Source organism: Streptomyces sp. NPDC001153, assembly GCF_053598315.1.
In genome coordinates, this window is the sequence record NZ_JBSFJZ010000018.1 from 64945 (window position 1) to 91161 (window position 26217).

Annotated in this window: 28 protein-coding genes and 1 pseudogene; 14 read left to right on the forward strand and 15 right to left on the reverse strand. The window is 69.8% G+C overall.

What is annotated here, in order from left to right; genetic code table 11:
- Positions 1-189: 189 nt before the first annotated feature.
- The 5 genes and pseudogenes from ACWDEN_RS21645 to ACWDEN_RS21665 all read left to right on the forward strand — a co-directional run bounded on the left by ACWDEN_RS21645 (position 190) and on the right by ACWDEN_RS21665 (position 4651).
- Positions 190-961: pseudogene (locus ACWDEN_RS21645) on the forward strand (transposase).
- A 77-nt stretch (positions 962-1038) separates the two neighbouring features.
- Positions 1039-1467 (forward strand): VOC family protein, encoded by a 429-nt coding sequence (locus tag ACWDEN_RS21650; protein ID WP_351623443.1) that lies wholly within the window; start codon positions 1039-1041, stop codon positions 1465-1467.
- A gap of 1181 nt (positions 1468-2648) precedes the next feature.
- Positions 2649-3665, forward strand: coding sequence for an AraC-like ligand-binding domain-containing protein (locus ACWDEN_RS21655; protein ID WP_450859907.1), 1017 nt, complete (start codon positions 2649-2651; stop codon positions 3663-3665).
- 63 nt (positions 3666-3728) lie between these two features.
- Entirely contained in the window at positions 3729-4115 is a 387-nt protein-coding gene (locus tag ACWDEN_RS21660) for a peptidoglycan-binding domain-containing protein (RefSeq protein WP_351623327.1), read from the forward strand.
- A 245-nt stretch (positions 4116-4360) separates the two neighbouring features.
- A complete protein-coding gene (locus ACWDEN_RS21665; protein WP_450859908.1) occupies positions 4361-4651 on the forward strand; it encodes a hypothetical protein in 291 nt (96 codons plus the stop codon).
- A gap of 61 nt (positions 4652-4712) precedes the next feature.
- On the opposite strand, the gene ACWDEN_RS21670 is transcribed toward ACWDEN_RS21665, so the two are convergent.
- From ACWDEN_RS21670 to ACWDEN_RS21690, 5 genes are all read right to left on the reverse strand, one after another.
- Positions 4713-5315 (reverse strand): hypothetical protein, encoded by a 603-nt coding sequence (locus ACWDEN_RS21670; RefSeq protein WP_450859909.1) that lies wholly within the window; start codon positions 5313-5315, stop codon positions 4713-4715.
- Positions 5312-6658, reverse strand: coding sequence for a DUF58 domain-containing protein (locus tag ACWDEN_RS21675; RefSeq protein WP_450859910.1), 1347 nt, complete (start codon positions 6656-6658; stop codon positions 5312-5314). Before ACWDEN_RS21675 ends, ACWDEN_RS21670 begins: the two co-directional genes overlap by 4 nt.
- Positions 6655-7662: an AAA family ATPase gene (locus ACWDEN_RS21680; protein WP_351623333.1), complete on the reverse strand. Its 1008-nt coding sequence runs from the start codon at positions 7660-7662 to the stop codon at positions 6655-6657. Before ACWDEN_RS21680 ends, ACWDEN_RS21675 begins: the two co-directional genes overlap by 4 nt.
- A 64-nt stretch (positions 7663-7726) precedes the next feature.
- Entirely contained in the window at positions 7727-8257 is a 531-nt protein-coding gene (locus ACWDEN_RS21685; RefSeq protein WP_450859911.1) for a hypothetical protein, read from the reverse strand.
- Between the two features lie 2 nt (positions 8258-8259).
- On the reverse strand, positions 8260-9081 hold the full coding sequence (locus ACWDEN_RS21690; protein ID WP_450859912.1) for a DUF4129 domain-containing protein: 822 nt from the start codon (positions 9079-9081) through the stop codon (positions 8260-8262).
- Positions 9082-9583: 502 nt separating this feature from the next.
- Here ACWDEN_RS21690 and ACWDEN_RS21695 point away from each other — a divergent pair.
- A complete protein-coding gene (locus ACWDEN_RS21695; protein WP_450859936.1) occupies positions 9584-10135 on the forward strand; it encodes an AAA family ATPase in 552 nt (183 codons plus the stop codon).
- Positions 10136-10231: 96 nt separating this feature from the next.
- Here ACWDEN_RS21695 and ACWDEN_RS21700 read toward each other — a convergent pair whose 3' ends face one another.
- The 4 genes from ACWDEN_RS21700 to ACWDEN_RS21715 all read right to left on the reverse strand — a co-directional run bounded on the left by ACWDEN_RS21700 (position 10232) and on the right by ACWDEN_RS21715 (position 12125).
- Positions 10232-10522, reverse strand: a complete 291-nt coding sequence (locus tag ACWDEN_RS21700; protein ID WP_450859913.1) for a hypothetical protein — start codon at positions 10520-10522, stop codon at positions 10232-10234.
- Positions 10479-10661 (reverse strand): hypothetical protein, encoded by a 183-nt coding sequence (locus tag ACWDEN_RS21705; RefSeq protein ID WP_351621950.1) that lies wholly within the window; start codon positions 10659-10661, stop codon positions 10479-10481. Before ACWDEN_RS21705 ends, ACWDEN_RS21700 begins: the two co-directional genes overlap by 44 nt.
- A gap of 227 nt (positions 10662-10888) precedes the next feature.
- Positions 10889-11854, reverse strand: coding sequence for a prolyl aminopeptidase (gene pip, locus ACWDEN_RS21710; protein ID WP_351621953.1), 966 nt, complete (start codon positions 11852-11854; stop codon positions 10889-10891).
- A gap of 40 nt (positions 11855-11894) precedes the next feature.
- Positions 11895-12125 (reverse strand): hypothetical protein, encoded by a 231-nt coding sequence (locus ACWDEN_RS21715; RefSeq protein WP_351621956.1) that lies wholly within the window; start codon positions 12123-12125, stop codon positions 11895-11897.
- A 729-nt stretch (positions 12126-12854) separates the two neighbouring features.
- Here ACWDEN_RS21715 and ACWDEN_RS21720 point away from each other — a divergent pair.
- The 3 genes from ACWDEN_RS21720 to ACWDEN_RS21730 all read left to right on the forward strand — a co-directional run bounded on the left by ACWDEN_RS21720 (position 12855) and on the right by ACWDEN_RS21730 (position 15743).
- Positions 12855-14294 carry a hypothetical protein gene (locus ACWDEN_RS21720; protein ID WP_351621982.1) on the forward strand — a complete coding sequence of 480 codons (1440 nt, stop codon included), beginning with the start codon at positions 12855-12857 and terminating at the stop codon, positions 14292-14294.
- Entirely contained in the window at positions 14291-15442 is a 1152-nt protein-coding gene (locus tag ACWDEN_RS21725; RefSeq protein ID WP_351621958.1) for an ARPP-2 domain-containing protein, read from the forward strand. Before ACWDEN_RS21720 ends, ACWDEN_RS21725 begins: the two co-directional genes overlap by 4 nt.
- A gap of 85 nt (positions 15443-15527) precedes the next feature.
- Positions 15528-15743, forward strand: a complete 216-nt coding sequence (locus ACWDEN_RS21730; RefSeq protein WP_351621961.1) for a hypothetical protein — start codon at positions 15528-15530, stop codon at positions 15741-15743.
- A 379-nt stretch (positions 15744-16122) separates the two neighbouring features.
- Here ACWDEN_RS21730 and ACWDEN_RS21735 read toward each other — a convergent pair whose 3' ends face one another.
- Positions 16123-16974 carry a methyltransferase domain-containing protein gene (locus tag ACWDEN_RS21735; protein WP_351621963.1) on the reverse strand — a complete coding sequence of 284 codons (852 nt, stop codon included), beginning with the start codon at positions 16972-16974 and terminating at the stop codon, positions 16123-16125.
- A gap of 369 nt (positions 16975-17343) precedes the next feature.
- Here ACWDEN_RS21735 and ACWDEN_RS21740 point away from each other — a divergent pair, with 369 nt between their 5' ends.
- From ACWDEN_RS21740 to ACWDEN_RS21760, 5 genes are all read left to right on the forward strand, one after another.
- Positions 17344-17781 carry an Rrf2 family transcriptional regulator gene (locus ACWDEN_RS21740; protein WP_351621966.1) on the forward strand — a complete coding sequence of 146 codons (438 nt, stop codon included), beginning with the start codon at positions 17344-17346 and terminating at the stop codon, positions 17779-17781.
- A 126-nt stretch (positions 17782-17907) separates the two neighbouring features.
- Entirely contained in the window at positions 17908-18906 is a 999-nt protein-coding gene (locus ACWDEN_RS21745) for a quinone oxidoreductase family protein (RefSeq protein ID WP_351621968.1), read from the forward strand.
- A gap of 31 nt (positions 18907-18937) precedes the next feature.
- Positions 18938-19420 carry a GNAT family N-acetyltransferase gene (locus tag ACWDEN_RS21750; protein ID WP_351621970.1) on the forward strand — a complete coding sequence of 161 codons (483 nt, stop codon included), beginning with the start codon at positions 18938-18940 and terminating at the stop codon, positions 19418-19420.
- 361 nt (positions 19421-19781) lie between these two features.
- Positions 19782-19970, forward strand: a complete 189-nt coding sequence (locus tag ACWDEN_RS21755; RefSeq protein WP_351621973.1) for a hypothetical protein — start codon at positions 19782-19784, stop codon at positions 19968-19970.
- Positions 19970-20218 carry an ATP-binding protein gene (locus ACWDEN_RS21760; RefSeq protein ID WP_351621976.1) on the forward strand — a complete coding sequence of 83 codons (249 nt, stop codon included), beginning with the start codon at positions 19970-19972 and terminating at the stop codon, positions 20216-20218. The genes ACWDEN_RS21755 and ACWDEN_RS21760 overlap by 1 nt, the downstream gene beginning before the upstream one ends.
- Positions 20219-20445: 227 nt before the next feature.
- Here ACWDEN_RS21760 and ACWDEN_RS21765 read toward each other — a convergent pair whose 3' ends face one another.
- The 5 genes from ACWDEN_RS21765 to ACWDEN_RS21785 form a co-directional block, all read right to left on the reverse strand.
- Positions 20446-21771 carry a PucR family transcriptional regulator gene (locus tag ACWDEN_RS21765; RefSeq protein ID WP_351621979.1) on the reverse strand — a complete coding sequence of 442 codons (1326 nt, stop codon included), beginning with the start codon at positions 21769-21771 and terminating at the stop codon, positions 20446-20448.
- A 158-nt stretch (positions 21772-21929) separates the two neighbouring features.
- On the reverse strand, positions 21930-22946 hold the full coding sequence (locus ACWDEN_RS21770; RefSeq protein WP_351620451.1) for an alpha/beta fold hydrolase: 1017 nt from the start codon (positions 22944-22946) through the stop codon (positions 21930-21932).
- A gap of 362 nt (positions 22947-23308) precedes the next feature.
- A complete protein-coding gene (locus ACWDEN_RS21775; protein WP_351620454.1) occupies positions 23309-24223 on the reverse strand; it encodes a VOC family protein in 915 nt (304 codons plus the stop codon).
- 32 nt (positions 24224-24255) lie between these two features.
- Positions 24256-25119: a fumarylacetoacetate hydrolase family protein gene (locus ACWDEN_RS21780; protein ID WP_351620457.1), complete on the reverse strand. Its 864-nt coding sequence runs from the start codon at positions 25117-25119 to the stop codon at positions 24256-24258.
- A 46-nt stretch (positions 25120-25165) separates the two neighbouring features.
- Positions 25166-25627 carry a lipocalin-like domain-containing protein gene (locus ACWDEN_RS21785; protein WP_351620459.1) on the reverse strand — a complete coding sequence of 154 codons (462 nt, stop codon included), beginning with the start codon at positions 25625-25627 and terminating at the stop codon, positions 25166-25168.
- Between the last annotated feature and the right edge of the window lie 590 nt (positions 25628-26217).

Genomic DNA, 26217 nt, shown 5'->3' on the forward strand with positions numbered 1-26217 from the left:
CGATCTTGAGCAGGACCAGGATGCGAATGAGCTCCGGCTTGGTCCTGCGCACTCCAGCAACGTGCGGCAGCTTGTGTACTCCCACTCAAGCTGTCTGCGCGAGCGCGTCCACCAGAACATGGACCTGTGGTGGGAGCTGTGACGGTGGGAGTCAGCCCACGCCTGTGACCGTGCTGGGATGATCTTGGTGTGGCCGGAGTGATCACGGCGTTCGCAGCCGTCCTGGATAGCCCCGTTTACCGGGTTGAGCCTGCGCAGCTTCAGCAAGTTGGTCACAACTGTTCGCAGGCAAGAGACCGATGCCGTTCAGCGCGGTCGGCCGTGGGGCCTACCACTGGAGGACCGGGTCTTGTTGGTAGCGGCATACTGGCGAACCAATCTGACGCTCCGGCAGCTGGCTCCGTTGTTTGGGATCTCGAAGTCTGCGGTCGGCAGGATCATCGATCGTATGGGGCCCCTCCTCGCGTTGCGGACCCGCAAACGGTCCCGGAGGGACACCGTGCTCATCGTCGACGGCACCTTGGTTCCGACGCGCGATCACGCGGTCGTCGAGCAGTCGAAGAATTATCGGTACTCCACCAACCACCAGGTCATCATCGACGCCGATACCCGGCTGGTCGTCGTGGCTGGCCAGCCCCTGCCGGGCAACCGCAACGACTGCAAGGCGTGGGAACTGTCCGGGGCGAAGTCCGCCGTCGGCAACACCATGGTGATCGCCGACGGCGGGTACCGCGGTACTGGGCTGGTGATCCCGCACCGTCGCGAACGCGGCCAGGACGAACTTCCGACCTGGAAGGAGGAGCACAACCGCTCGCACCGCAAGGTCCGCGCCCGGGTGGAGCACGCCTTCGCCCGCATGAAGAGCTGGAAGATCCGTCGCGGCTGCCGCTTGAAAGGGAACGGCGTGCATCACGCCATGCTTGGCATCGCCCACCTCCACAACCTCGCCCTCGCGGGATAGTCAGGCCGAACGTGGGCTCCGCAACCCTGACTGCCAGCGCCAGTTGATCATTGCGGGACAAGCCTTAGGGTGGACCGATGTCATCGATCAAGAAGTTCCAAGTCACCTTCGACTGCGCAGAACCTGAGCGCCTTGCTCGTTTCTGGTGCGAGGTGTTGGGGTATGTCGTACCGCCTCCACCGGAGGGGTTTGCCACTTGGGACGATTTCAAGCGCTCGCAGCCACCTGAGCAGCGGGATTCATGGTTCGCCTGCGTAGATCCCTCAGGTGTGGGCCCGCGACTGTACTTCCAGCGCGTCCCCGAAGGCAAGGCCGCCAAGAACCGCCTGCATCTTGACGTGAGGGTCGGCACTGGACTCGTGGGTGAAGAGCGCCTCGCCGCACTCGAGGCCGAATGCGCACGCCTGGTCCCGCTCGGCGCGGTACACGTGCGAACGTTGTATGACGGCAATGATTCGTGCATTCCGATGCTGGACATCGAGGGCAACGAGTTCTGTATCGACTGAGGGGCTACGAACGTGTCCTCGTTCTGCCCCCATGGCCCAAGACGAAGAACCGCCCCCCGACCTGTCAGGCCGATGGTCTTCAACTGCTTCGACCCGCAGGCACGGAAGCTACGGCCCTGACCGGAACACCCCGGAACACCGGCGACGAACCCACGGCACTTCCGAGCCCGCCTGCCGAAGGCGCCGTGGGTTCCCGGTGAAAGTCCCTCAGTCACGCTGAACCCACGGCCGTCGTGCCATTAACGAACGATGAAACAACCGACACCTAGCTGAGCGTGATGCTCCGTGAGTCGATTCGGCGGCGTCGTCCTCGGCGAGAATGCGGTAGACCGTGGCGACCGAGGGATGCTCGCTCTTTGTTCTTTCCGGACGGGATGTCGAGCTTGCGGGCGATCTCGGGGACGGGACGTTCTGAGCACGCAGGTCGCGGGCGTAGGCGGCCATGGCGTCGTCGACGACCTTGGAACTGCCGCCGTACCGGCCGCGCTCGCGGGCAGATGCCTGGCCTTCGAGGGACTTCTCCGGGACGTAGTCGCGTTCGCACTCGGCCATGCCTGCGAAGAGGCGAAGAGGGCGGCGCCGTGTCCGGACGGGTCGTGGACGCCCTTGAGCGGGCCAGTGAGAAGTTCCCGTTCGATGTCGTGGTGGCGTAAATCCTCGGCGATGGCGAGAAGTTCGGCGGCGCCGTGACCGAGGCGCTTCATCTCGTGGCCGGTGAAGATCACCCGATGGTGCGTGCGAACCCGACGCGGGTCGGCTTCGTCGCGGTCTCGGGGCACCGCGGCGTCGATCGCCGGGCCCATCTCCCAGGCACGTCCAGGGCCTCGGTCGGCGGGCGTGCGAAATTCGAACTCAGCGCGGTACTTCAGGGCGACCTCGCCGCCGCGGGTGCGGCATGTGCTTCCAGCGGGGGCGCAACAGGTGGCGCACGAAGCGTGACGGTCCTCACGGGGAGGCATCAGGCTGCCGGGTCGTCGCCGGTCCGGAGTTCGGTCACCCCCTTCTGGGCGCCGGCGAAGGAGCGCGCGGGCTCCAGGCCCAGTCCGGGCAACCTCGGAGGCGCCGCGACCTGCGGCGTTCTTGTCCGCCCACTGTGTCCGACGGCTGGCTTTTCTGGCAGGTCCGCGCGAGAGAGAGTGCCAAGGACCGCACAGAAGGCAAGAAAGAGGGGGACGACGTCGGTGCTGGAGACGGTGTTCGACAGTCAGCGCGTGCCGGTGCTGGACCGGGTGGAGGCATGGCGGGACATCACGGCAAGCGCGCTGATACCGAATGAGTTCACCATCGACCGCGCAGCTGAATTCCGGGCCTCGCTGCGAGCCGCGGATTTGGGCGGGGCACAGGTGACTGCCCTGACCTACGCGTCCATGACGTCACGACGGACACCGCAGCTGATCCGCCAGTCCGATCCTGAAATGTACGCCGTGGGGCTCATCCTCCGCGGACAGCAGGGCATCGTCCAGGGTCGGTGCGAAGCTCCGCTCGGAGCAGGCGATCTCGTGGTGTACTCCACCTCCCGCCCCTACGCAGCGGTCGTGGAGGCCGGGCAGGACACGGCGGCCTCCGTAGTGGTACAGATCCCCCGGGCCATGGTCCCGGTGTCGTCGAACCGCGTCGACCAGCTGCTGGCGACCCGGATGCCAGGACGCGAAGGTGTCGGCGGTCTGCTCGCCGGATTCCTCACCCACGTGGCCACGGACACCGTGCCCTGCCCGCCCGCCGACAGTCAGCGGCTCGGCGGCGTCCTCATCGACCTGATCGCCGCATGGCTGGCCCACCACAGCGATGCCGCAGACCAGACACCCGCCGGGACCCGCCAGCGCATGCAGTTCCTGGAGATCGAGGACTTCATCCGTCGGCATCTGGGCGACGCCGAACTCTCTCCTGCCACCGTCGCCGCCGCTCACCACATCTCACTGCGGACCCTGCACCGCCTCTTCCGCAACCACGCCCATGGCGCCACGGTTGCCTCCCACATCCGCCACCAGCGCCTCACCCGCGCCCGACGCGACTTGTCCGACCCGCGCCTGTCCACGCGGCCCATCCACGCGATAGCCGCCCGCTGGGGCCTTCTCCGCCCCGCCGACTTCACCCGCGCTTTCCGCACGCAGTACGGCATCACGCCCAGCGACTACCGCGACCACGCACACGACTTCAAGACTGGCACGCAGAACTCAGCCCCTGGCACTCCCGGCTAAGGCTCCGCGCAAGGCTTTCAGCAACCATCGGTCAGGCATGAAATCGAAGAAGGGAATCCCTCCATGCGACTGACAGCCATGGCCAAGGCAGCAGGCATCACCGCTGCTACCGCACTCCTCACGGTCGGCACCCTCACTCAGGCCCAGGCGTCCCCGTCAGCCGGCTACATCGGCGACGGCTACGCCAACAACAGCCACGGAGTGTGGTGCGTACAGCACCTCGTCAACGACGTCGCATCGGCCAAGGGCAAGGGACGCCCGCTTGCCGAGGACGGTCTGTGGGGTCCGAACACCAAGAGCTGGGTCGAGTGGTACCAGGGCGCCTCCGGTCATGGCCTCGGCAAGGACGGCATCGTGGGCAAGGGCACGGGTGGCTGGCTGCTGCTCGACGGCGACTCGTACTACGGCCGCTACAACTACTGCTACAACTACGTCCCGTCGTACTTCTGAGCCCGTCCGGCCCGGCAGCACCGCTGATCCGAAGCTGCCGCACTCCGGGCACTCGACTCGGCCGGCACCGCTCAACTCCGCGGCGACCCTCACCCCGCACCGAAACGGCTGGCGAGTAGGCGAGGGCGGCCCGGTGAAGCTGTGGAAGCGGTCCGCTACCCGGGCCCTGACCAGCAGCCACCAGGCGCCCGGCCGAAGGGGATCGTCCCCTTCGGCCGGGCGCCGGCCCCCCGTTGGATTGTCCTGTGGGCGCGGCCGACGCGTTCCCCGAGGGCGATTTGGGAGAGGTGTGCGGCGCGGCGGGCTGCGCGGATCTGTGGCTGAACTGCTGCCGGCGGCAGAGCACCCAGTCGGGGATGGGGCCGAGCACCCGACAACGCTGGAATGATCTCGGCAAAGAGTCGGAACACCCTCGCGTCGGCGGGGAGGACGTCGAACTCGTGGTGCTCCCGGGCCCCCGGTGCCAGCAGGTCCGTACACCGGTCCAGGTCCTCTCCGGCCTGCCGCGCGTCCTGCTCGAACACGTGACCGTGTGACCCCCTCGGCCAAGCATGCGCGCCGTCCCAACCCGCTGATACACCCCGCCGGGCTCGGCGGTCAGCCGCGCGGGCTGCGACGGGCACGCAGCGCCAGTACCAGGCAAACCGTGGTCGCGGCGATGGCGAGTGAGGCGAGCAGCCTTGCCCACGAGGTGCCCGCGACCGGCGTCTCGGCGGCGAGCAGGACCACCGAGGTCGCGGCGGCGGTCGCCAGTGCGGGTGTCGCCGACGGCCGGCCGGGCGGGGCGGTGACACCGACTGTCCACGCGTCGGTGACGAGCAGGTAGGCGAGCAGCAGTGCGGCGATGCAGACGACCAGCCAGACCGCGGGGCCGGTGGCCGCCGCGACCGCGATCGCCGCGGCCGGCAGCACGGTATTCCTGCGGCGGGCCGCGACGGTCCGCCAGTGCATGGAGGTCAGGACGGGGCGCGCGTCGACCATCGGAGCCGCCCACCACGCGGCCGCCGCCGCCCCGAGCACCAGCACCCTGACCAGCGGCGGTGTGTGCAGGGCGGCCGGCGGGTTGCAGGCGGCGACGGCAAGGGCCGTTCCGAGCAAGCGGTCGGTGATGCGGGAGGTGAGACGTGCGATGAGCAGAGCGGCTCGGCCGTCGGGCGGGCGCGGGCCTGGCCGGGCGAACCGGGCGGGGACGGTGGTCATCGGGTCCCCCCGTGGACGCGGGTGCGCAGCAGCGGCGCAAGGGCGAGATCGAGGGTCTCACCGGGCCGGTGGGCGACGACCGCGATGCCGCGTTCCACGAGGGCGAAGCGCATGGCGTCGCGGTCAGCCCGCCACAGCCGCAGCGCGAGTTCGCCCTCGGTGTCGCCGGGTTCCACGACCGGGTCGCCGGTGGGGATCTCGACAACGATCATCGGATTGGACCGTACGCGCACCTGGTGCAGGACGTCGAGAATCCGCTGGTCGGTCAGCGACGTGATGACGTACACCAGCGCTCCTTCGGGCAACGCGGGCGGTGGGAGCAGGCTGAGGCCCGCCGTGCGGTACGCGAGGTCTTTGCGGACCTCCAGCACACTCTCGACGATGCGGTAGAAGTACCCCTGGCCGCTGCCCGGTTGCAGCCAGCGGGTCGCTCCACCCACCGACACGACGCCGACCCGGTCGTGGGTACGCAGGTAGGCGCGGACCAGGCCGGCTGCGGCCCGGGAGGTCTCGTCGAGCGAGGACGCGCCGGTGACCGGGTCGACCACGTCGGCGAGCACGTCCAGCAGCACCACGGTGTCGGCGGTGCGCTCCGCGGCGAACTGGTGGACCTGCAGGGCGCCGCGACGGGTGGTGGCCGGCCAGTGGATCCGCCGCTGACGCTCGCCGCGCACATACGGGTGTACGCCGGTGACCTCGACGCCCTCGCCGCGCTGCACGGCGGTGTGCTCGCCGAGCCGTTGCGGCAGCCGGACCGGGATGGGCGTGAGGCCGGCGTGTTCGGGCAACGGGAAGACGGCGACCTCACCGAGTTCCGCCCGCACGGTGCGCCGGGCCAGCCCGCCGCGGTCGTAGACGTCGACGTCGACCGTGCCGAGGGTCCAGCGGCCCCAGCGCTGCGCGGTCAGGACGAGATCGACGCGGTGCGGGCCGATCGCGAGGTGGTCGAGCCGGACGCCGTGGCCGAGGGCGACGCCGGGGTCCAGGCGGCCGGTCTCACCGTCGTAGGACACAGTGATGTGCACCCTCACCTGCTCGCCCTCGAAGCACCGCCGCGGCTCCACCTCGGCCTCGGCCGTCACCGCCTCCGGACGCGGCCCGCTCGGCAGGGCGAGGGCGAGCAGCACCAGGGGCGCGGTGGCGAGAGCAAGTACCCAGGGCCGCCCGGTGACCAGCGCGGCGGCCAGCGCGACGACGGCCAACGTGCCCAGCCGTAGCGCGCGTTCACCGGTGCGCCAGCCGGGCGGAGGCGGCGGCGGGGGTTCGGCGGTCACGTCGTGGCGGCCGTCCAGGGCCCGTTGCACGGCGGCGGCCGCTCTGCGGGCCGGCAGTGGCTCCGTCATGAGGCGACCGGCGTGCGCGGCAGGGTCTGCGGGGCGGGCACGGATTGCATGATCTCGCGCATCACGTCGTCGCCGTCGATCTGCCGGACCCACAGTTCCGGCTTGAGGGTGACGCGGTGCGCCAGGGCCGGCACCGCCACGGACTTGACGTCTTCCGGGGTCACGTAGTCCCGCAGGTCCAGGACGGCTCGGGCGCGGGCGAGCTGCACCAGGGCCAGGCCGCCGCGCGGAGAGGCACCGACCTGGATGTGCGGATGGGCCCGGGTGGCGCCGACCAGCGCGACGACGTACTCCAGCAGGTCGTCGTCCACCTCGACTCGTTCGACAGCGGCCCGCATGGCCAGCACCTCGCCCGGACCGCTGAGCGTACGCAGCACCGCCTCGGGTGCCGCCCGGTCGACACGCGCGCGCAGCATGCCTGCCTCCTCGGACGCCGTCAGATAGCCCATCCGAACCCGCAGCAGGAACCGGTCGAGCTGGGCCTCGGGCAGGGTGTACGTGCCCTCGTACTCGATGGGGTTGGCGGTGGCGACGACCACGAAGGGCTCCGGCAGCGGCCGGGTGCTTCCGTCGATGGACACCTGGGACTCGGCCATCGCCTCCAGCAGCGCGGCCTGGGTCTTGGGCGGGGTGCGGTTGATCTCGTCGGCGAGCAGCAGGTGGGTGAAGACCGGTCCGGGCCGGAAGACCATGTCGGCGGTCCGTTGGTCGTAGAACGGAGCTCCGGTGACGTCGGAGGGCAGCAGGTCCGGGGTGAACTGGATGCGGCGGAAGTCCAGGCCCAGAGCGGTGGCGAAGGAGCGTGCCAGAAGGGTCTTCCCGAGTCCCGGCAGGTCCTCGATGAGGACATGGCCGCCGGCGAGGATGCCGAGCATCACCAGCGCCAGTGGTTCCGCCTTGCCGACCACGGCCGTGCGCATCTCGTCAAGCACGGCCGCGGCCCGTTCGCCCGCCTGCCGAGGTGTCAGGGTGTCGTGGTCCGGGATGGGTTGCGGGCTGGTCACAGCTGGGTCCTCACGGGGCGGGGTCGGGGTGCGCGGGCTGCGGGGTCGGCCGCAGCGACACCGGTCACAGGGCTTCCAGACGGTCGAGCAGGGAGCGCAGGACGGGCTCGGGGAGAGTGGGCTGCGCAGCGGTCGCCTCGGGATCGATCCACGGCCACAGCTCGGCGCCGACCAGCGCCCGGGCCCGCTGCGGGCTCCGGTACATCGCCACGCCGTGCCGTTCGGCCAGCCGGGCGGCGAACAGCCGCTGCAACTGCGGCCGCAGAACGGTGTCGAGGTGCGCTTCGCCGTCGTCCGCGAGGGCCTTGGCCACGATGCGCCGCCACTCGCCGAGCGCCGGGGCCCGGCTGTGCAGCAGGCGCACCGGCCTGCGAAAGCCGCTGTCCTGGGCGGCGCCGCCCGCGGCATAGCGCCCCAGGACCAGCGCAACAGCGGTGACGAGGGCGAGGCCGGTGACGGCCGCGGCGGCACCGTCGGCCAGGGCGAGCAGCACCTCGGCCGCGACCGCGACGGTGCTCAGTACGGCCAGCGAGTGCCGTACCGATCCGGGCGCCCGCAGCACGGAGCCGGTGAAGGTCCGGACCCGTGTGGGCACCTTCACAAGGCACCCGCCACGGCTTCGGGCCCGGACGCCCGCGAGCGCAGTCCGTCGGCGATCTCGGCGAGAGCCGCCGCGGCCCGGTCGCGGTGGCCGCCGTCCATCGGGTGCGTGGAGTAACGGGCCTCGCGGAACAGGGCGGTGAGCTCGACGACGGCCGCCCCCGCGGGCAGGCCGCCCGCGACAGCCCGCTCCAGCAAGTCCTGCGGGCTGTCCGAGGCGCGCCGAGCCACCCCGGAGTCGGCGAGCGACTCCTCCATGGCGGCGTAGCAGGCGATGACGGCTGCGCGGGCGCCGGTTCCGTCCAGCAGGGCACGGCGCCCGGAGTCCACGGCCTGGGTCAGGCATTCCTGCGCGTCGTCGAACGTCGCGTACGTCGCCAGGGCCTCGGGCGCCGGCGGCCGGGTCAGATACCGCCACAGGTGCAGCCCGGCGATCACGACGACCACGGCAAACAGGGCGATGCCGAGACCGAGCAGGATGCGTGTCAGCCCGAAGTGCATGCTGTGGTCGGCGTGCCCGGCATGCTGTGCGGGCGGCAGGGTGGGTACCGGGTCTTGCCGCGGGCCGGGAAGCGGTAACGCCTCGTGGCCGCCCCCGTGGCCGGCCTCGCGGCTGCTGCCGGACGAACCGAACCGGTGCAGGACCAGGACGAGCAGCGGGACGACGAGCGACGCGGTCAGCAGGACGCGGCTCACGCCGTCAACCAGCCGCTGTTCCACCGGGTTGAGTTCGAGTTCCCCGGCGGCGCCGACCTGCTCCCGGTACTTCTCGCGCAGCGCCAAGCCGCCAAGGAGTGACAGCAGGGCGAGGCCGACCACGAGGACGGGGTTGCCGCCGAGCGGCCCTTGGCCAACAGGCCCGTGTCGGGGTGCAGCAGCAGTGCTCCCAGGGCCGCTCCGCCCGCCACCAGTACCGTCAACGCGGCCTGTGCGGCGCCGATCGTGCTGTGCCGCCGTCGCCCGCCCGCCGTGTGCTCCCGCCCCACCGCCACGCCCCTCCCTCGTGATCGGCAGCTTCGCACACCGGTCGACGGCGTGTCAGCAGGAGGGCACCAGTGGGACGGCAGGTGCGGGACCCTCAGCGCCGCACCATCCGCCACGTCAGGTTGTGCGTGCGCTACGGCCCGCGCCGCGATTCCCGGCTGCCGGTTGCACCAAGTGGCGAAGTGGCCTTCGTCACGCACTGATTCCGAACCTCTCTGTTTCACTTCGAGTGTCCGATCCGGTGTGCAGAGGAGTCTGGCGCCACCAAGCCGCGCGGCATGCTGATCCGACACGCTGGGCCCGCGCGGGGCATGGCAACGGAGCCGGGAGAATCACGTTGATCGTCTGGGTGAACGGTGCGTTCGGCAGCGGGAAGACCACGCTGGTGGAAGAGTTGCGTCCGCGCTGGCTCGAGGCGCTCGTGTATGACCCGGAGATGGTCGGCCATGTCCTGCGGGAGATCGTGGAGGTGCCGACCGGTGATTTCCAGGATCTCAGGCTGTGGCGGCGGGAGGTCGCCAGCTTGGCCGTGGGTCTGGTTGAGGAGTACCACCGTCCTGTTCTGGTCCCCATGACCCTGGTCGACCCGGGGTATGCGGGTGAGATCTTCAGCGTGCTGAAGGACGCGGGCATCGACGTTCACCACTTCTTCCTCAAGGTCCCCCGAGATGTCCTGGAGAAGCGGATCGACGGCCGGAGCTTCACTCCGGACAACCACGAGCAGGACGAGCGGGTCCGGCGCTGGTGCAAGGACAGGATCGAACCGTGCATGGCCGCGGCCGACACCCTGCCCAGCGACACCGTGGTCCTGGACGGCGAGCTGACCCCGCAGGAGTTGGCCGATCAGGTACTGGCTCGGGTTCGAGCCGGTGGCCCATCCGGCGCCTGATCGGCGTGGTGGCCTGGTCAAACGTCGTTGTGCTGGATTTCGGCTGCCTCGACGCCTCGAGGGGTGTGGCTTCCAACCACCTCAGACCAGACAGTCTCATTCTCGTGCGGCCTGAGTGCGGCCCAGGCGGGTGACCACTGCTGACCGATTGCCGGCCGGCTCGCGAAGTGCGGCGTTCTCCGCGAGGAGTGCGGCAATGACAGTGGCCGCGGCGGCGTCGACCTCGTCCTGGAGCCGCTGCTGCTCGAGGCGGTTGTCCTGCAGTCGACGCCGGGGTGGGTGATCCTCGGTCAGCTTCTGGTCGTGCTTGCTCGCGGTGCCTTGGCTGACCCGGTTGTCCCAGTCAGCGAGTACCGGGGTTGCGCGGTTCATGGTGGCTCGGCTCACGCCTGCCTCCGATCCAGAGGTTCTGCTCGGTCGGCTTGCCGTCGGTGCGGATGGGGCGACCGGCGAAGAGGCGTTCCATGGCCTCCCGCAGGACCCTTTCGGCCTTGAGGGAGAGACCGGGCTGGTTCGGGATGGTCATGTTTCCTTCGACCTGATGAGTGCGATCTCGACTTCACGGATCTGCCGGCCGATCACCGCTCTGCGGTTGGCCTGGGGCACGGGAAGGCCTCGAAGGCGAGTCAGGGAGGCGTGCTCCGCTCGCCAGATCGGTGGGTCTTCGGGGGCGACGATGCTGTTGCTGCAGCCTGCGGGCTGGCAACGATCGCTGAGTGGCCCTCGCTGGAGCGCACGGCGCAGCAGCGCCAATCACCGTCCGCTCTTGCCGAACCGCGCGATCGCCTCCAGGATCGCGTCCTGCATCGCGGGACTGCCTGTGTGTCCGGAGTCGTCGATCACCTTCAGCTCCGCGTCTGGCCACGCTTTGGACAACTCCCACGCGGTCTTCAACGGGCTGCCGAGGTCGAGTCGGCCGTGGATCAGCACCGCTGGGATACCGGCCAACCGGTGTGCGTCACGGAGCAGTTGTCCATCTTCAAGCCAGGCATCGTTCGCGAAGTAGTGCGCGCAGATCCGGACGAAGGCCATCAGTGCGTGGTCAGTCTTGTCTGTGTAGGCGCCCGGATGACCAAGTACCTCGTGGGCGATGACAGCATCCTCCCAGGCACACCAGTCCCGCGCCGCCTTCTCCCTGACCGCCTCGTCAGGGCTGTTCAGCAGCTGGTTGTAGGCGGCCACGAGATTGCCGCTCCGGTCCGCCTCCGGCAGTGCGTCGCGGAATGTCTCCCAGGGTCCTGGCAGCAGGCGTCCGACGCCGTGGTAGAGCCAGTCGGTCTCCTCCGGCCGGGTCATGGTGACGCCGACGATGACGACCTCGGAGACCCGCTCGGGATGGCGCTCAGCGTAGGCGAGGATCAGTGTTGAGCCCCAGGAGCCGCCGTAGAGGAGCCAGCGTTCGATCCCCAAGTGCTCGCGCAGCCGCTCCATATCGGCGATGAGGTGGTCGGTGGTGTTGTGATCGAGGCTGACGGACGGGTCGGAGGCGTGAGGCCGGCTTTCACCGCAGCCTCGCTGATCGAACAGGACGATCCGGAAGACCTCGGGATCGAACATCTTGCGACTGCCACGGCGCCCTCCACTGCCGGGGCCTCCGTGCACGCACAGGGCCGCCTTCCCATCGGGGTTCCCACTGGTCTCCCAGTAGATCCGGTTTCCGTCACCGACATCGAGGAGACCGCGCGCGTACGGTTCGAGGGGCGGGAAGGGCTGGGCCATGAGGTCTCCTCCTGAAGGCGCGAAGCACAACTTCGCGAGGCTAGTCGACGCCTGGAACGACGTCTCCTGATTTGTCCTCAGCTCTCGCGCCGAGGTACTCGGCCTCGTCACGTCTGGCGTAGGCGACCCGGCGGAGCGCGGTGTGGCGGTGCATCCCGGTCACGTCGGCGAGGATCGGGCTGGGGAGATCAGCAGCGAGGGCAGCAAGCGCCCCGTTGTCGCGCGCGGTGCGAACCAGGGTGCCGTGCGGGTTGGGTTTCTGGGTGGTCATGCCGTGCCTCGAGATCGGCTTGCCCGGGACCAGGCTCGGGAAGAGCCACCGAGGGCCTGGGTGGGCTCGCGAAAGTTGCGGACGCGGTTGGGGCCGTTCGGTAAGTTGCCGAAGCAGCTGGGCGAGCCGTGGAGGCAGCCGGACGGAGGGGGCGGCCCAGGACCAACTGGGCGTGCTTGTCACCGAACTTGAGGTGTTCAGGCGTCAGGTGGCAAAGGCGTTCGGTGGACAGGCCGAACAGCAGGCTGATCGCGCCGCCGGCGCGGCGGCACGGAAGTCGGCGCGGTCCGTTGCCTCCTGCACTGGGAGACCGTCGAACGAACAGCAGCAGTACCAGGTCCACCGGCCGCTTGCCCCGCCCGGACATGCGGGCGAGAGCCACGACAAGGTCGCAGTCTCGGCGGCGGCGTGGACGTGTTACCTCCCCGCACCGCGAGATCCACGGCGGCCGCCAGGCCGTGGACGACCTTCCGGCTTGAGATGGACAAACGGCTCGATCTCGGAGTGCCGGTTGCGGAACTCCGCCCTCGCACCTTGTCGGCGTCTGGGGATCGCCCCGTGCCAGCGAGGTGGGGGAAGTGGGTGGAGGGCTTGTGGCCTGCTCTGTTACGGTCCTGTGGCCGGCCGCGGGACTCCGGTGCGACTTCCGGAACCTGCCTCTGAAGCAATGATTCGCAGCTCGTGCCCCCATTCCCCGGCCGGCGTCAGCGCTCTTGGGGAAAGATGTGGATGGATTCGTACGGGGACCTGGTCGCAGCCGACGACGTGCTGCTCTTCGTCAACGCGGCGATCACCTCCACTGGCCAGCGTGAATTCCACAGCGACGCGGGCGAGCAGCGGCTGTCCTTGGACTTTCTCCATGCGTACATGCTGGGGAACTACCGTGACCTGTACGCCGGGGTCCTTGCCCTCGACATCAACGACTACAACGCTGTCCTCATCATCCGGCGGCTGCTGGAGACCGGCGGTGAGGCCACGGCCGAGCAACGCCGCAGCGAGGGCCGTCTGATCGCGCGCCGTCTTGCGACGCTGCCGCCGCAACGCGTGTACGGACTGTTCGGCGCCCTGCGCCGGGCCAGGGTGAACAACCGTCGCAGCCGCGCGATCATGCGTGACTGGCTGTCCGCCCGCCAAGACCTGGCGTTCGATGCCGTGAAGTACCGCAGCGGCCTGAAGCGAGCCCTTCGTCATGCACACGTGGCCCCCGCCACCGAAGAGCTGGGGACGTTCCTGTTCGCGCCGCTGGCCCGCCCGCACTATGCGACACCCCTCTTGGAGATGTGGCGCCGCGCGCACTACGAGCAGGCCGCCCTGTATGAGCTGCCCTATACGGTTGCCGAGGGCTTCGCCGCCAAGTACGGCATTCCCCGGGATGTCTTCCTGGAGCGCATAGCTCCGCGGATGACCCGCCTGGAGACCATGCGGCTGCAGGAGTCCGCGCACAAACGTGGGACTACACGGGTACAAGCGGACCTGGCGGGGATGCCGCTGACCCGCTTGGCTACCTATGTCCTTTCGCTGCCCGTCGAGGAACGTCGGCGCCGGCGTACCGAGTTGACCCACGCCCTGGAATCGGCCGCCGACCGGGTGGCCGGCTTCCACCGCGGGACCTGGGGCAAGGTCACCGCCGTCCTGGACGACAGCTTTTCCGCCTTCGGTTCGGTTCACAAGCGGCGTCGACCGCTGGCCGTGGCCCTGGCTTGCCACTATCTGCTGGCGGCCCTTGCCGGCGACTACACCGGGCTGTGGACTTCTGGGCGGACTGACGCGCTGCTGACCTATCCGTACGGGCCGACGCCGGTTGGCCGACGGATCCTCGACGCGCTGGACACCGCCCCGTCCAGGCTGGTGATCGTCTCCGACGGATGGGACAACGCGCCTCCCGGCCTGGCCGCCGAGGTGCTGCGCATCTGGCGGACCCGGCTCGATCCCGAGCGTCGCACCAGCATCGTGCATCTCAACCCCGTCTACGACGCAGCCGATTTCGACGTGCGTCGGCTGTCCGCGACGGTGCCCACCGCGGGTATCCGTGACGCCGAGGACCTTCCCGCACTGGTGGAACTCGCCCAGTTCGCGGAAGGCCGGACTGGCCTGGCCGAACTGATCACTTACATGCACACCCGCGCGGCCCGAATGACGAGCGGACACCACCAGGAGCGGGCGCGATGACCACACTGGACCTGACCGGCCTGGCCACACGCCCCTCCCAGGTCTGGAATGCCGTCAGACTGGTGCCGCTCGTGCGTGACGAGCCTGTCGACGACCTCCGTCTGGGCTCGCAGCTCTACGGGGATGTGGCCGGGCTGGTCGAGCTCGGCCCGCGCCATGGCTACATCTCCTACATCCCGCACGGATTCGTCGCCACGTGGACTGATGACGGCACGCCGGCAGCCGCCTACGGCACACAGCTTTCCGCCGACGGCAATTCGGCTCCCGCCGCCACGATGGGCCTCCGCTTCCACCGCAGAATGGCCCGCCGTGAGGCCAAGGACCGGCTGCGGTTCCTCCCTATGCACCTGGCACTGGAAGGTTACCTGGCACTGCACTTCGGCGGCCCCTCCCTCGCGTGGGAGCAGTGGTCGCAGCGTGCGATCCGTCAAGGACTCTCTCCTCGCGTCGAGGAAGCCTATGTGGGTGCCGAAGTACGCGGGCTCGCCGACGCACTGCGCATCTTCGAGATCCACCCCAACCAGTGTGGCGTGATGGTCTACGTCGCCGACGCGCTCGCTGCCGCGTTCGCGGTCCCGCACCCCGACGACTACCGTGCACTTCACCCAACGCTCCTGCAGGACCTGTACGGCGAACTGATCCACCACTACGCCACGCTGATGCCGCCGGTGCCGGACTTCCGGGCCCGCATACCTGACTCGCAGATCCGCTCCCTGACCGACCTGCGCACGGCAGTTGCCGAACAGGAGCATGCCTGGACGCATTTCCACGACACGACCATGGCGACCGGCCTGCTGGAACACGCCTACACCTGGCAGTCGGTCTTCCGGATGGGACGCTTCACGCTCTCCCGCTTCCTGCCGCCGTTCCGCCCCAAACAGGAGAACCACATCGGTGAGGCCATCAGCGACGACAGGGGCAGGATCGCCTACCTCAAGACGTTTCGCCTGTCAGAGAACCAGGTTCGTCGTGGCCACCTCCTGAGCAGGCTTGCCGCCAACGACTGGCACCTGGCGGACACCGCGGCCGATCTTGGTATCGGGGAGGCCCAGCTAGGGTTGCGGCTGGAGTCTTCCGGCTTCGGTTACCTGCTCCGTCAGGACATCTTGGATGGATACCGCAAACAAGGACGAACCCGAACTGGATGAGCACGGCGCAAAGCGCGGTCTTGATCTGGCTGATCGGTTGGGATGAGCCACCGGCCAGGCGCACCGCCGCCGTTGCGACGAAACCGTGTACGGCGCAGCCGGCGGCTTCCGTGCCGGCGCTCTCGGCTTTCTCCGCCTCGTCGATCGCGCCTTCCGAATCCGGGACGCCGTCGGCTATTTTCGCGGCTTCCTCGGCGTCCTTGACGGCGGTGTAGGCGCGGTCAAGGGCTCGCCAGACCTTGAAGGCCTCGATGCCGACCTTGACGGCTTTGAAGATCTTGCCCCAGGGGACGACTGCTAGGGCGGTGTTGACGCAGCCCATGACGTCGCCCTTGGTGAAGCAGCTGTAGGCGTCGGTGAGACCGATGACGTCGGCGACCAGGTTGAGCAGGTGGTGCTTGAGGCCGGAAGCCTGCTTCCGTGCGGCGGCAGCGGCTCCGTGCGCGGCGGGTCGACCGCAAGGTTCCGGTCCCCTGGCGGTCGGGGATGAGGCAGATGAAGGGGCCGTCGGAGGAGTGGGTGGCCACGGTTTTCGCCGGCTATGGAGACGTAGGTGCCGCCGGCCCCCCTACGATGGCGCTTCCACACCCATCTGCCAGGGCCCGAACGGCTCCCGGGGCAGAGCTCTCCACAGAATTCCGGTGCGGTATCGGTCAGCAGGCGCATGCGTCCGCTCGTGGTCACCGAGGCTGGTAGGCGGTGGCCAGCACGGAGACGGTGCCCTGGTCGGGCAGGAAGGCGTCATCATCCAGGTCCGCAGCACTCAAGTGGCGTGCGCTCGGCGTCATTCCCACCAGGTCGAGGGCTTCCTGCCTGGTCAAAAGCATGGTGTATTCGACCTGTTCGGTGACGGCGGCCTTGAAGAAGGGATCCAGCGCTCGATGCAGGCGCTGTTCCTTGGCCGGGTCGATCGTGACCATCGCAGGCACCCGGCCGCGCAGCTCGGCCAGGTGCCGCGCGCTGGGACGGACCACGATCAACCGGCCGGTCGGGCGCAGCACGCGGTGGAACTCGGCCGGGTTGCGCGGGGCGAACACGTCCAGCACGACATCGGCCACTCCGCTGGCCAGCGGAACGGGGCGGAAGACGTCCCAGGCCACCGCGGCGGCTCGTTCATGGGCCCGGGCCGCTGAGCGCAGCGCGCGCACCGATGTGTCCAGCCCCAGACCACGGGCGCCGGGCAGTTGGTCGAGAACGCCGGCCAGGTAGTAGCCCGTGCCGCACCCGACGTCCACAACCGTGGTCTGCTCAGACACGGCGTCGGCCGCCAGGCCGGCCACGACCTTGCGGATGGGCGTGTACGTGTCGGTCGACAGGAACCGGTCCCGGGCCTGAGCCATGGCCGCGTCGTCGCCGCTGGTGGCGCGGATGCCCGTCAGCAGGCCGGCGTAACCGTGGCGGGCGATGTCGAAGGTGTGGCCCACCGGGCAGCGCAGTGCGCCACGGTCGGGACGCAGGCGACGCGTGCGACACGTCGGGCAGCGCAGCAGGTCGAGGGACAGTTCGAGGGCAGGGGGAAGCGACGCGGGCACGAGGCACTCCTGGCGAAGGTGAAGGGAAGAGACCGTGCCCGCATGCGCGCTCAGCGCGTCGCTGCCTCAGGAAGGAAACGGGCAGCGCCGGAAACGTGGTTCACGCAGCAGGCACACCAAGGAGGGCGACGCCGTACGGTATCGCCCTCAACGTCTTCCGGTCACAGGAAGCAGCAGTGCGGGGTGCTCATGAATGCCACCCCATCACTCTACAAGCATCGGTGAAACCCTCACGGGTGCCGAAGCCGGGAGACACGGCTAGCCCTCGGCGTCTCCGCATACCTGGCCTGGTGTGACTTCAGCATCACCCGAACCCCCGGCTGAAGTTCTTGCTGTAACTGTTATCGTTACAGCAAGGGGGTGAAGGGCGTGAGCGCGAACAGCAGGATGACGGTCGCCGTCCATGTGCTGACCTGGATGGCCCTGGTGCACGGCCGCGGGCGCGACGTGGTCACCTCGGACCAGATCGCCACAAGCGTGGCCACCAACCCCGTCGTGATCCGGCGCAGCCTCGCCGATCTGCGGAAGGCGGCCCTGGTGACGGTCCGACACGGCGCCGGGGCCGGCTGGACGCTGGCTCGCGAACCGGAGTCCATCGCGCTGCTCGACGTCTACCGCGCGGTGCACGACGAGCCCCTGTTCGCCCTGCACCACGGCGAACCGAACCAGGCGTGCCCCGTCGGCCGCGGCATCCAGCCCGCGCTGCGCCGCGTCTACGTCGACGCGGAGGAGGCAGTCCGGCGGGAGCTCGCGGGGGTCTCGATCGCGGACGTCCTGCGGGACACCCTGGCCGCCCGCTCCGGCTGAACCGCCGAGCGAGGCCGGCCGGGGCCCGCCCTTGCGTGCAGTCGTAACAGAATCTGTTTCATTGGCTTGGGAGCATCAAGGGTCGCCGGACGGCCCGTGATCCGAACATACGGGGGTGGAAGCGCCATGCGGGCGATCGAGTACCGACGCCACGGCGGCTACGAGGAACTGCGGCTCGTGGACCGTCCTGCCGAACCGGCCACCGGCGGCCGGGCGTCGATCCGGCTCTCCTACGCCGAGGTGAGCCCGGCCGACAACACCATCAGGGCAGGGCGGATGGACCCCTCCCTGCACCAGACGCCGCCCCACATTCCCGGTGGCGGCGCGGTGGGACGGATCACCAACCCCGGGACGACCGCTCTGGCGGAGGGGGCGCGCGTCGTGGTCGGCGGCGGCGGGCTCGGCTGGCGCACCGACGGCACCTGGCGCGAGCAACTGACCGCGGACGCCCACCAACTGATACCGATTCCCGACGCGGTGAGCGACGAGGCCGCCTGCGCACTGTTCGCCGGTGCCGGATACAGCACCGCCTACCTCGTCCTGACCCGACTTGCCGGGCTGAAGGCCGGCGGTACCGTCCTGGCGCCAGGCATTGGTGGCTCCGTCGGCATGGGCACCGTGGAGGTGGCCCGCGAACTCGGCGCATCCCTGGCCGTCTCCACCGCAAGCCGCACCGACAAAGCCGAAGCCGCCCGCGCCGCCGGCTACGAGCATGTCATCGACCTGTCCCGAGAATCCCTGACCGACGGCGTCGCGCGCATCACCGACGGCAGGGGCGTGGACGTCGTGGTCGACGGCGTCGCCGGTCCGCTGCTCGGTCCCTGCATCGCCGCCCTCGCACACGGCGGCGTCTACGTCGGCGTCGGATACTCAGGCGGCACCGAAGGGACGGTGAACATCACCGACCTGATATGGAAGAACGCCACCGCCTACGGCTACACGTTCACGACGACCCCGCCGGACGTCGCCCACGCCGCCCGCGTGACCCTGCTGGACTGGCTGCGCGCGGGCCGCATCACCCCCGCCATCGCCCGCGTGTTCCCGCTGGAACAGGCTGCCGAAGCGCAGCGTCATCTGATCGAGGACCGGCCCTTCGGTCGCGTCCTGCTCACCATGGCCCGCTGAACCGGGCCGAAACAACAAGAGGAGCCGCGACATGCAGCCTCGCAAGGCCTTCACAGCAGATATTCCGGAACTGATCCGGCTGCGCGCCGTCGCGCTGGAGAGCCTGGGCATCGATCCTGGACCGGCCGACACACCGTGGCGGCATATCGCCCGCGACTGGTTCGACGAGCGAATCAACCGCCGCGACGACTGCGTCTGCCTCGTCGTCGGCGGCGGTCCCGGTGAACCTCTTCTCGCCTGCGGCATGGCCTGGGTCACCTACCATCTGCCCGGTACGCACTGGCCCGACGGGCGCCGCGGCTACCTCGACGGCATCGTCACCGACACCCCGGCCCGCGGTCGCGGCCACGCACGCCGCATCGTGGACGAACTGGTCGGCTGGCTCCACGGATCAGGCATCCACTACATCCAACTGCACGCCAGCGAGGCCGGGAAGCCGGTCTACGAAGCCGCGGGCTTCGTCACCGGCCGCTACCCGGGCATGGACCTGATCACGACTCCGCCCGCCAGGTGACTCCTGATGCGCCCCGCAAGGCGCACACAGAAGCGAGCCGGTCTTCGAGTGGCTGTGATTCCGATGACCTCGGCACCGGCACCCCCGACAGCGCCGGGGGTGGCATATCCGGCGCCTGCGGAGGCTCCCCGGGCGTCCACGGCGTACGCTTCTCGACGGTGAACTCGTCAAGGCACACACGGCACTTGAACAGGGCAAGCGCACCGACGAGACCGACTGCCCCGCCTGCCGGGAGGTTGTCGAATCGCTGCTGGAAGGCGGCGCTCTCTCCCGGCTCCAAGCCGCCCAGGGGATCCTGGGCCTGCGCAAGAAGTACGGCAGGACTCAGCTGGAGGCCGCCTGCGCCAAGGCCCTCACGGTCGTGGACCCGTCCTACCGCACCACCAAGGGCACCCTGATCGCCGGCACCGGGACGGATCCCGAGCCGGAGACCGGGCCCGCCGGCGCTGCGGCCCTCCTGCACGCGCCCCAGGGCCTGTTCGCCGCTGTCGAGACCCCCGGGACGCCGGACGGCGACCGCGACGACCTGGGTCAGGACAGTGTTGCGTGATGAGCATGTTGGACACCGCCCTGGGGGAATCTCTCAAGGCCCTGCCGCTGTCCGGGATGCTGGAGACCCTGGACGCCCCTCTCCCGCAAGCCCACGGCGGCGAACTCGGGCACCTGGAGTTCCCGCAGGTTCTCTGCCAGGAGGAGATCGCCCGCCGCGAGATGGTCGCCTTCCAACGGCGCCTGAAGCGAGCGAAGTTCGAGCAGCAGGTCACCCTGGAGGAGCTCGACTTCACCGCATCCTCGTAACCGCGCGCGTGACCCGTACCTCTGCCGTTGGCGATGCCGGTGGCGGATCGTCGTAGCCGGGAGCAAGGCCGTCGGACCGCTTCGTACCGCCGGGGCGGTCGCTGAGTCCGGGGTGCGGACGTGCTGCCTGAGGATGCGGACGGCGCGGTCCAGTGCCTGGTCGGCCTCGTCGAGGACTCCGGCGAACGGCTGAAAGACGTGGGGTACGTCGGCGGTGATGCCGAGGATCACGTCCGCTCCTGGTCGTCGGCCTGCCAGAGGGCGTGGCCGAGGCGGCTGGTCACCTCCAAGGCGGCGCGGAGTTCGAGTTCGTCGGTGCCTGTGGTCCGGCCGAGCCGGGCCTCGGCGCTCTTGACGCGGTAGGCGACGGTGTTGCGGGCGATGTGGAGCTGTTCGGCGGTGGTGATCAGACTGCGTCCGTTGGCCAGGTAGCACTGGAGGGTCTCGCGAAGCTTGGTGGTGCGCGGGTCGTGGGCGGCAAGGGGTCCCAGGGCGCTGTCGACGAACCAGCGGGCCTGCTCCTGGTCGGTGGTGATCAGGGCGGCCAGTCGGACGGACCGGTAGTCGCAGATGCGGTTGCCGGAGAGCAGGGCGAGGCGTCCTGCTTCGCGGGCGCACAGGTGGCTCTGGCGCATGCCGGCCAGGCCGTGGGCCGGGATTCCGAGAGCGGCGCGGATGTCGGGGTGTGAGGTGAGGGTGGCCTTGATCAGGTCGGTAAGTCCGCTGGTGGGTGTGCGGGGCAGGCCGATCCACAGCCAGGTGATCGAGGCTTCGGCCGGCACGGTCAAGGTGGCTGCGCCGGCGATGGTGTGAGCGATGTCGGCGACTGCGGCACGCAGTTTGGTCTCGGATGTGTCGGGCGGATCGCTCACTGCGGGCCACAGGATGCAGGCGAGATGGTAGCGGTGGACCGGGTAGCCGAGCAGGACTTCCGCCTCCTCGCTATCACCGATGGGCGTGCCGGCCAGGATGCGGTCCACGAGCGCGCGGCGTGCCGCGGCTTTGCTCTGGCTCCAGCGGTCCCGCTCGGCGATGTACTCCTCCGCCATGACAGAGGCGTGCATGTCGACGTGATCGAACAAGCGCTCGTTGATGCGCTGTGTCTCGGAGAGCTGGTCGCCCGGCGGCACTTCGCGTTCGATGGCGGCGGCCAGTTCGCGCGCCAGCTCTGCGTGTCCGACTCGGATGGCCCGTAGCACTCGGTCGAGTGGGATGCCGCGCCGGGCGAATTCGCGGTCGCTGTCCACGGTGTCGGGTGGGATGTCGGCTTTGGACGGGGCGCGATCGTGGCGCAGGGTGATCAATGCCGTGAGCACGCCGGATTCGACGGCGCGGCGCAGGGTGAGGGTGGGGCCTGGTCCGTCGCCGTGCTCCGGGACGCGTTCGATGACGCGCCGGGTCATCGCGGCCGCGGTGTCCACGGCCCATTGAACGGGCCCGGGCCCCAGGTCGGCGGCTGCGGCTGCCAGTGTCTGCGGCGAGCAGGCCGCTGGGGTCTGCTGTTCGTGAGGGGTGGGGGTGTGCAGCCGCAGCACCCAGTCGTAGGCGGTCACATCTTGCCTCCTGGGGTGGGTGCCGTGAGGTGCGTCAGGAGTGATCTTTTCACCGCGTGGGGGGATCCGCGGGCAGGCGGGGCGCGCCCCGGCCCCGGTGCCGCAGGGGCGAGGGGGCCGGGGCGCGGGGGCCGCCGCGGTGCGGTCGTCCGGGTGGGTCAGACGGACTGGCCCAGGAACGAGCGCAGTACCTCCACCATTTCCTCGTGGGCTTCGAAGGGCCAGAAGTGTCCGGAGTCGAAGAGGTGCAGGCCGCTGCCGGCGGGCAGCTTCGCGAGGACCTCGGGGTCGTCGTAGAACTCGCGGGGCTGGAGCGGGTCGTCGCTGCCCTGCAGGAGCAGGACCGGGCAGGTCCAGGAGCTGATGAGGCGGGTGCGGCGGTCGATCCACTCCTGGTCGAAGGAGGAGGAGTGGAAGTAGCGTGGCACGGCGGCCGCTGTGCCGGGGTGGCTGAACTCCTGGATGGTGCGTACCAGGTCGGCCTGGGCTACGGATCGCTCGGTGAGGCTGGTGTAGGCCGTGGTGACCAGGCGGCGGGCGTCGGTGAGGATCGTGCGGGCCTCGGGGCCGGTGAACATGGCCTCCTGCGGGTGGAGGTCGGGATGCAGGTGCCACAGGTGCTGCTGGCCGCGGCCGTAGCGGACGACCCGTTCGCCCATCCTGGCCACCAGGTGGTCGCCGACCGGGGTGCCGCGGTCGTGCGTGATCAGGCTGAAACGGTCGACGCCCAGCTGGTCGAGCAGAGCCTGGAGCTGGATGGCCACTCCTTCCTGCCGGTAGTCGCCGGTGCGCTTGTCGGACTGGCCGTAACCCCTGAGGTCGATGGCCAGGCATCGGTAGGTGCCGCCCAGGGCTTCCAGGGCGTGGTGCCACTGCCACCACGAGTCGGGGACGCCGTGCAGGAAGACCACGGTCTCGGCGTCGGCGGGGCCGCATTCGACCAGGTGCCAGCGCACCTGCTGACTGTCGCCGGGGGCGTCTACGAAGCGGTGCACGACGCTGATCCCGTCCAGCTGCTCGGTCTCACCGTCATGGTTCGTCTCGGCCGGCGGGATGTCGGGCAGTGCGGCCAGGACTTCCTCGACCGACGCCATCTTGTGTGTGCGGGCTGAGAGGGCTTCGCGGATCCGGGCAGGCGGCTCGGTGTAGGTGTGCGAGGGGGAATCGGTGCGCACGTGTTTCCTTCCACGGGTGATCGATGTGGGCTGTTTCTGGGGGAGTTGGTTCGTAGGGCGTCCAGGGACGCGTGCCGTGAAGCAGTTGGCGGACCAGGCTGAGAAGGGCCCGGCTCGGGAGGGGAACGCCGGCTGATCCCAGCCGGGTCCAGGTCCAGCGCCGCACCTTGCCGGTGGCGGAGGGCCGGCCGGCGCTGTGCCACTGCGAGCGCGGCCTCCCTGGCCTCGTGGGCTGTGTCGGCGTCGACGACGAGCAGCTGACTCCCCTTCCGGCGGGCTGTGCGGGTGGGAATGTGGATGCTCCATCGCGAGGTGATCACGAGGTTTCCTTCGGTGCGCCCAGGGCGGCTTGCCGCAGGCCCTCAGGTGTGGGCGCCGGTCATCAGGCCGGCGAGGTCTTCGGGCTCCAGGAAGGAAGGCGGCACCGGCGGGCCCCAGCGGTACAGGGCGCGGGCGTCTTCCCAGACCCTCGGTGTCCACAGCTGGTCGTCGACGATGCAGTCCATGTCGGCGAAGTACTCGGAGAAGTTGCCGGCCGGGTCCTTCAGGTACCAGAAGAAGTTCGACCCCAGGAAGTGGCGGCCCAGACCCCACACGTGTCGCTCCGGGTGCCCCTGGAGCATGCGGGTGGCGCCGCGGCCCACCTCGTCGATGTCGTCGACCTGCCAGGAGGAGTGGTGCAGGAACGGGATCGGGGCGCTCTGCACCAGCACGTTGTGGTGGTCGCTGGCGCAGCGCAGGAACGCGGCTCCAGGGACCAGTTCGCTGACCTTGAACCCGAGGCCCTCGGTGAAGAGCCGCTGCGAGGCGTCCTGGTCGGTCGAGCCGAGCACGACATGCCCCAGGCGCCTCGGCCGGACCGGGCCCTCGCGCAGCAGGCCCGCCGCCCGCCGGTCCGGGCGCTCCACCCGGCCGGGCCCGTTGGACGACTCGCGCGGCGCGGCCGGCTGAACCGCCCTCGGCTCGACCTCGACCACCGCTCGTACGCCGGTGCCCGGGTCGGTGGCGCACAACCTGGCGCCGTCGCGGGTGAAGGGCACCGCGAGCCGCTCCAGGCGGGCGGCGATGCGGCTCATGTCGTCCGGGTCGTCGGCACCGATGACGAGCTCGTGCAGGGCACGGCGCTCCGCGTGGACGATCCGCAACTGCTCACCGCCGTCGACGGTGCCGAAGCGGCCGTGTTCCAGCGGCTGGAGGCCGAATTCGCTGTAGTAGGCACAGGTCTCTGCCACCTGGGGAACGCCGATGGTGATGCGGGCGAGGCGGTGCAGGGCCATGGGGAACTCCAGAGGAAGTGCGGGACGAGAAGCTACTGGGGGGCCGGGCGGAGCGGTGACGCGGAAACCATCCGGTTGTGCAGAGCGCCGATGCCGTCGATCCAGCTGTGCAGTTCCTGGCCGGGCGCCAGGAAGCGGCGCGGCTCGCGGGCGCCGCCGACTCCGGCAGGCGTTCCGGTGAAGACGAGGTCGCCGGGGAGCAGGGGGCACACCGCGGACAGCCGGGCGATCAGCTCCGAAACCGGGAAGATCATCTGGCTGGTGCGGGAGTGCTGCATCGTCTCCCCGTCCACAGCACAACCGATGCCCACGTCGTCCGGGTCCTCCAGCTCGTCCGGAGTGACCAGCACGGGTCCCAGCGGGCCGAAGCCGGGAAAGGACTTGCCGAGCGAGAACTGCGGAGCCGGTCCGCGCAGCTGGACATGCCGCTCGGACAGATCCTGCCCCACTGTCAGCCCGGCCACGTGCGACCAGGCGTCCTCTGCCCGGACCTGCTCGGCACGGCGGCCGATCACCGCGACCAGCTCGACCTCCCAGTCCACCACCGGGCTCGGCAGCGCCACCGGGTCGTACGGGCCGGTGAGGGAGGTGACGAACTTGGTGAAGACCGCAGGCTCCTCGGGAGTCCGCAGGTTCGACTCGGCGACGTGATCGGCGTAGTTCAACCCGATGGCGAACACCTGACGAGGGCGCGGCACCGGCGCCCCGAAGGCGGCCTGGTCCACCGGCCGGCCCCCGGCCGGGGAGACATCAGCAGCCCAGTCGCGGAACTCGTCCCACCGCTCGAACACCGCCTGCGGATCGGCTGCGAAGCGGCCACCACTGGCCTCCTCCACATCGACCGCCCGGTCATCGAAGATCAGGGCCAGCCGGCCGTGCAGGTTCGCTGTGCGCATCGCTGTCTCCATCAAGAATGCTGGACAAGGGGAGGAAGTGGGGGAATCAGGTGCTGGCCTGCCGCCGGGGCGGCGGCGTTCCGGGCGCGGGCTTCGGGTCGGCGCGGTACCACTGCAGGCGGAGCCGCTGCCCCTTCGACGTCTCCGCGAGCAGGAGCAACCGGTCACCGTCGAGCGCGGCGCGCCGAGTCAAGGTGCGGCCGACCCACGGGGCGTAATGACTGGCCAGAACGTGGCGCCTGACCTGGTCTCCGCTGCGTTCCCAGCGGCCTGCGTACGCCACCGCAGCGCCGGAGAACACCGGAACATCCGTAGCGCGGGCCACCCCTGCAGCCGGCCGAACCTCGTCCCCACCGGCAAGCAGTGCACTCATCCAGCCGTCCGCCGCATACAGCAGCATCCCGTGCGGCCGCGCTCCCAACGGCGTCTGAGGTCCGGTGGCCTCACCGCCGAAGAGGTCATCCACGGTCACGCTGCTCAGGGCCCATGCCCCGACGAGGTCATCCACGGCATCCTCCCGTTGGTGGGTCTCTCGGCGTCCGGCCGGCTCCGGTGGTGGCCAGGCCCTCGCCAGGGGACCGGAGTCACGCTCAGTCAGGGCCACCGTTGGCCGTGGTGGCCCGCCGGTGGAAGGGAGTCAACCGCTCCGAGGAATGGCTGCGCATGACCCAGCGGTCCAAAAATCCTGCTGCGACTTGCACTCCGTGCGTGAGCCGGTCCAGCGGACGTGGGCGGCGGCCCACGCGCTTCGGCAATGAGCTGCTTCGCTGAGGTCGGGTACGGGCTGGTGGAGAACGGGGAGTCCGCAGCCTTGAGCCTCCGGCGCGACCGGGCCCATGGCCGCGTTTCGGGTTCGTCCCGGCGTCCCGCCAAGGCATCCCGGCCCCTGTCGAGGTTCCGGGTGCGGCCCTGATGGCTCTGCTGCTGAATCCGCAGCCGCCCGTGCCGCAGGGCGCGATCGCTTGCCCGCCCGGTTTCGGCGTCTGAACCGGCCGCCCGCGTACCTCCTGCGCCCGGGGGCCGTTGGGGGCCGCCGTCACTATGGCGCGGGCGTAGTGTCCTGGTATGGGTGATGCGCGCTGTGTCCGGTGCGGGGCG

Excerpts from the sequence above, each read along its gene's own strand:
- ACWDEN_RS21650 (WP_351623443.1), top strand. The coding sequence starts at position 1,039 with ATGTCATCGATCAAGAAGTTCCAAGTCACCTTCGACTGCGCAGAACCT.
- ACWDEN_RS21660 (WP_351623327.1), top strand. The coding sequence starts at position 3,729 with ATGCGACTGACAGCCATGGCCAAGGCAGCAGGCATCACCGCTGCTACC.
- ACWDEN_RS21670 (WP_450859909.1), bottom strand. The coding sequence starts at position 5,315 with ATGACCACCGTCCCCGCCCGGTTCGCCCGGCCAGGCCCGCGCCCGCCC.
- ACWDEN_RS21675 (WP_450859910.1), bottom strand. The coding sequence starts at position 6,658 with ATGACGGAGCCACTGCCGGCCCGCAGAGCGGCCGCCGCCGTGCAACGG.
- ACWDEN_RS21705 (WP_351621950.1), bottom strand. The coding sequence starts at position 10,661 with ATGACCATCCCGAACCAGCCCGGTCTCTCCCTCAAGGCCGAAAGGGTC.
- pip (WP_351621953.1), bottom strand. The coding sequence starts at position 11,854 with ATGGCCCAGCCCTTCCCGCCCCTCGAACCGTACGCGCGCGGTCTCCTC.
- ACWDEN_RS21715 (WP_351621956.1), bottom strand. The coding sequence starts at position 12,125 with ATGACCACCCAGAAACCCAACCCGCACGGCACCCTGGTTCGCACCGCG.
- ACWDEN_RS21720 (WP_351621982.1), top strand. The coding sequence starts at position 12,855 with ATGGATTCGTACGGGGACCTGGTCGCAGCCGACGACGTGCTGCTCTTC.
- ACWDEN_RS21725 (WP_351621958.1), top strand. The coding sequence starts at position 14,291 with ATGACCACACTGGACCTGACCGGCCTGGCCACACGCCCCTCCCAGGTC.
- ACWDEN_RS21745 (WP_351621968.1), top strand. The coding sequence starts at position 17,908 with ATGCGGGCGATCGAGTACCGACGCCACGGCGGCTACGAGGAACTGCGG.
- ACWDEN_RS21750 (WP_351621970.1), top strand. The coding sequence starts at position 18,938 with ATGCAGCCTCGCAAGGCCTTCACAGCAGATATTCCGGAACTGATCCGG.
- ACWDEN_RS21760 (WP_351621976.1), top strand. The coding sequence starts at position 19,970 with ATGAGCATGTTGGACACCGCCCTGGGGGAATCTCTCAAGGCCCTGCCG.
- ACWDEN_RS21775 (WP_351620454.1), bottom strand. The coding sequence starts at position 24,223 with ATGGCCCTGCACCGCCTCGCCCGCATCACCATCGGCGTTCCCCAGGTG.
- ACWDEN_RS21780 (WP_351620457.1), bottom strand. The coding sequence starts at position 25,119 with ATGCGCACAGCGAACCTGCACGGCCGGCTGGCCCTGATCTTCGATGAC.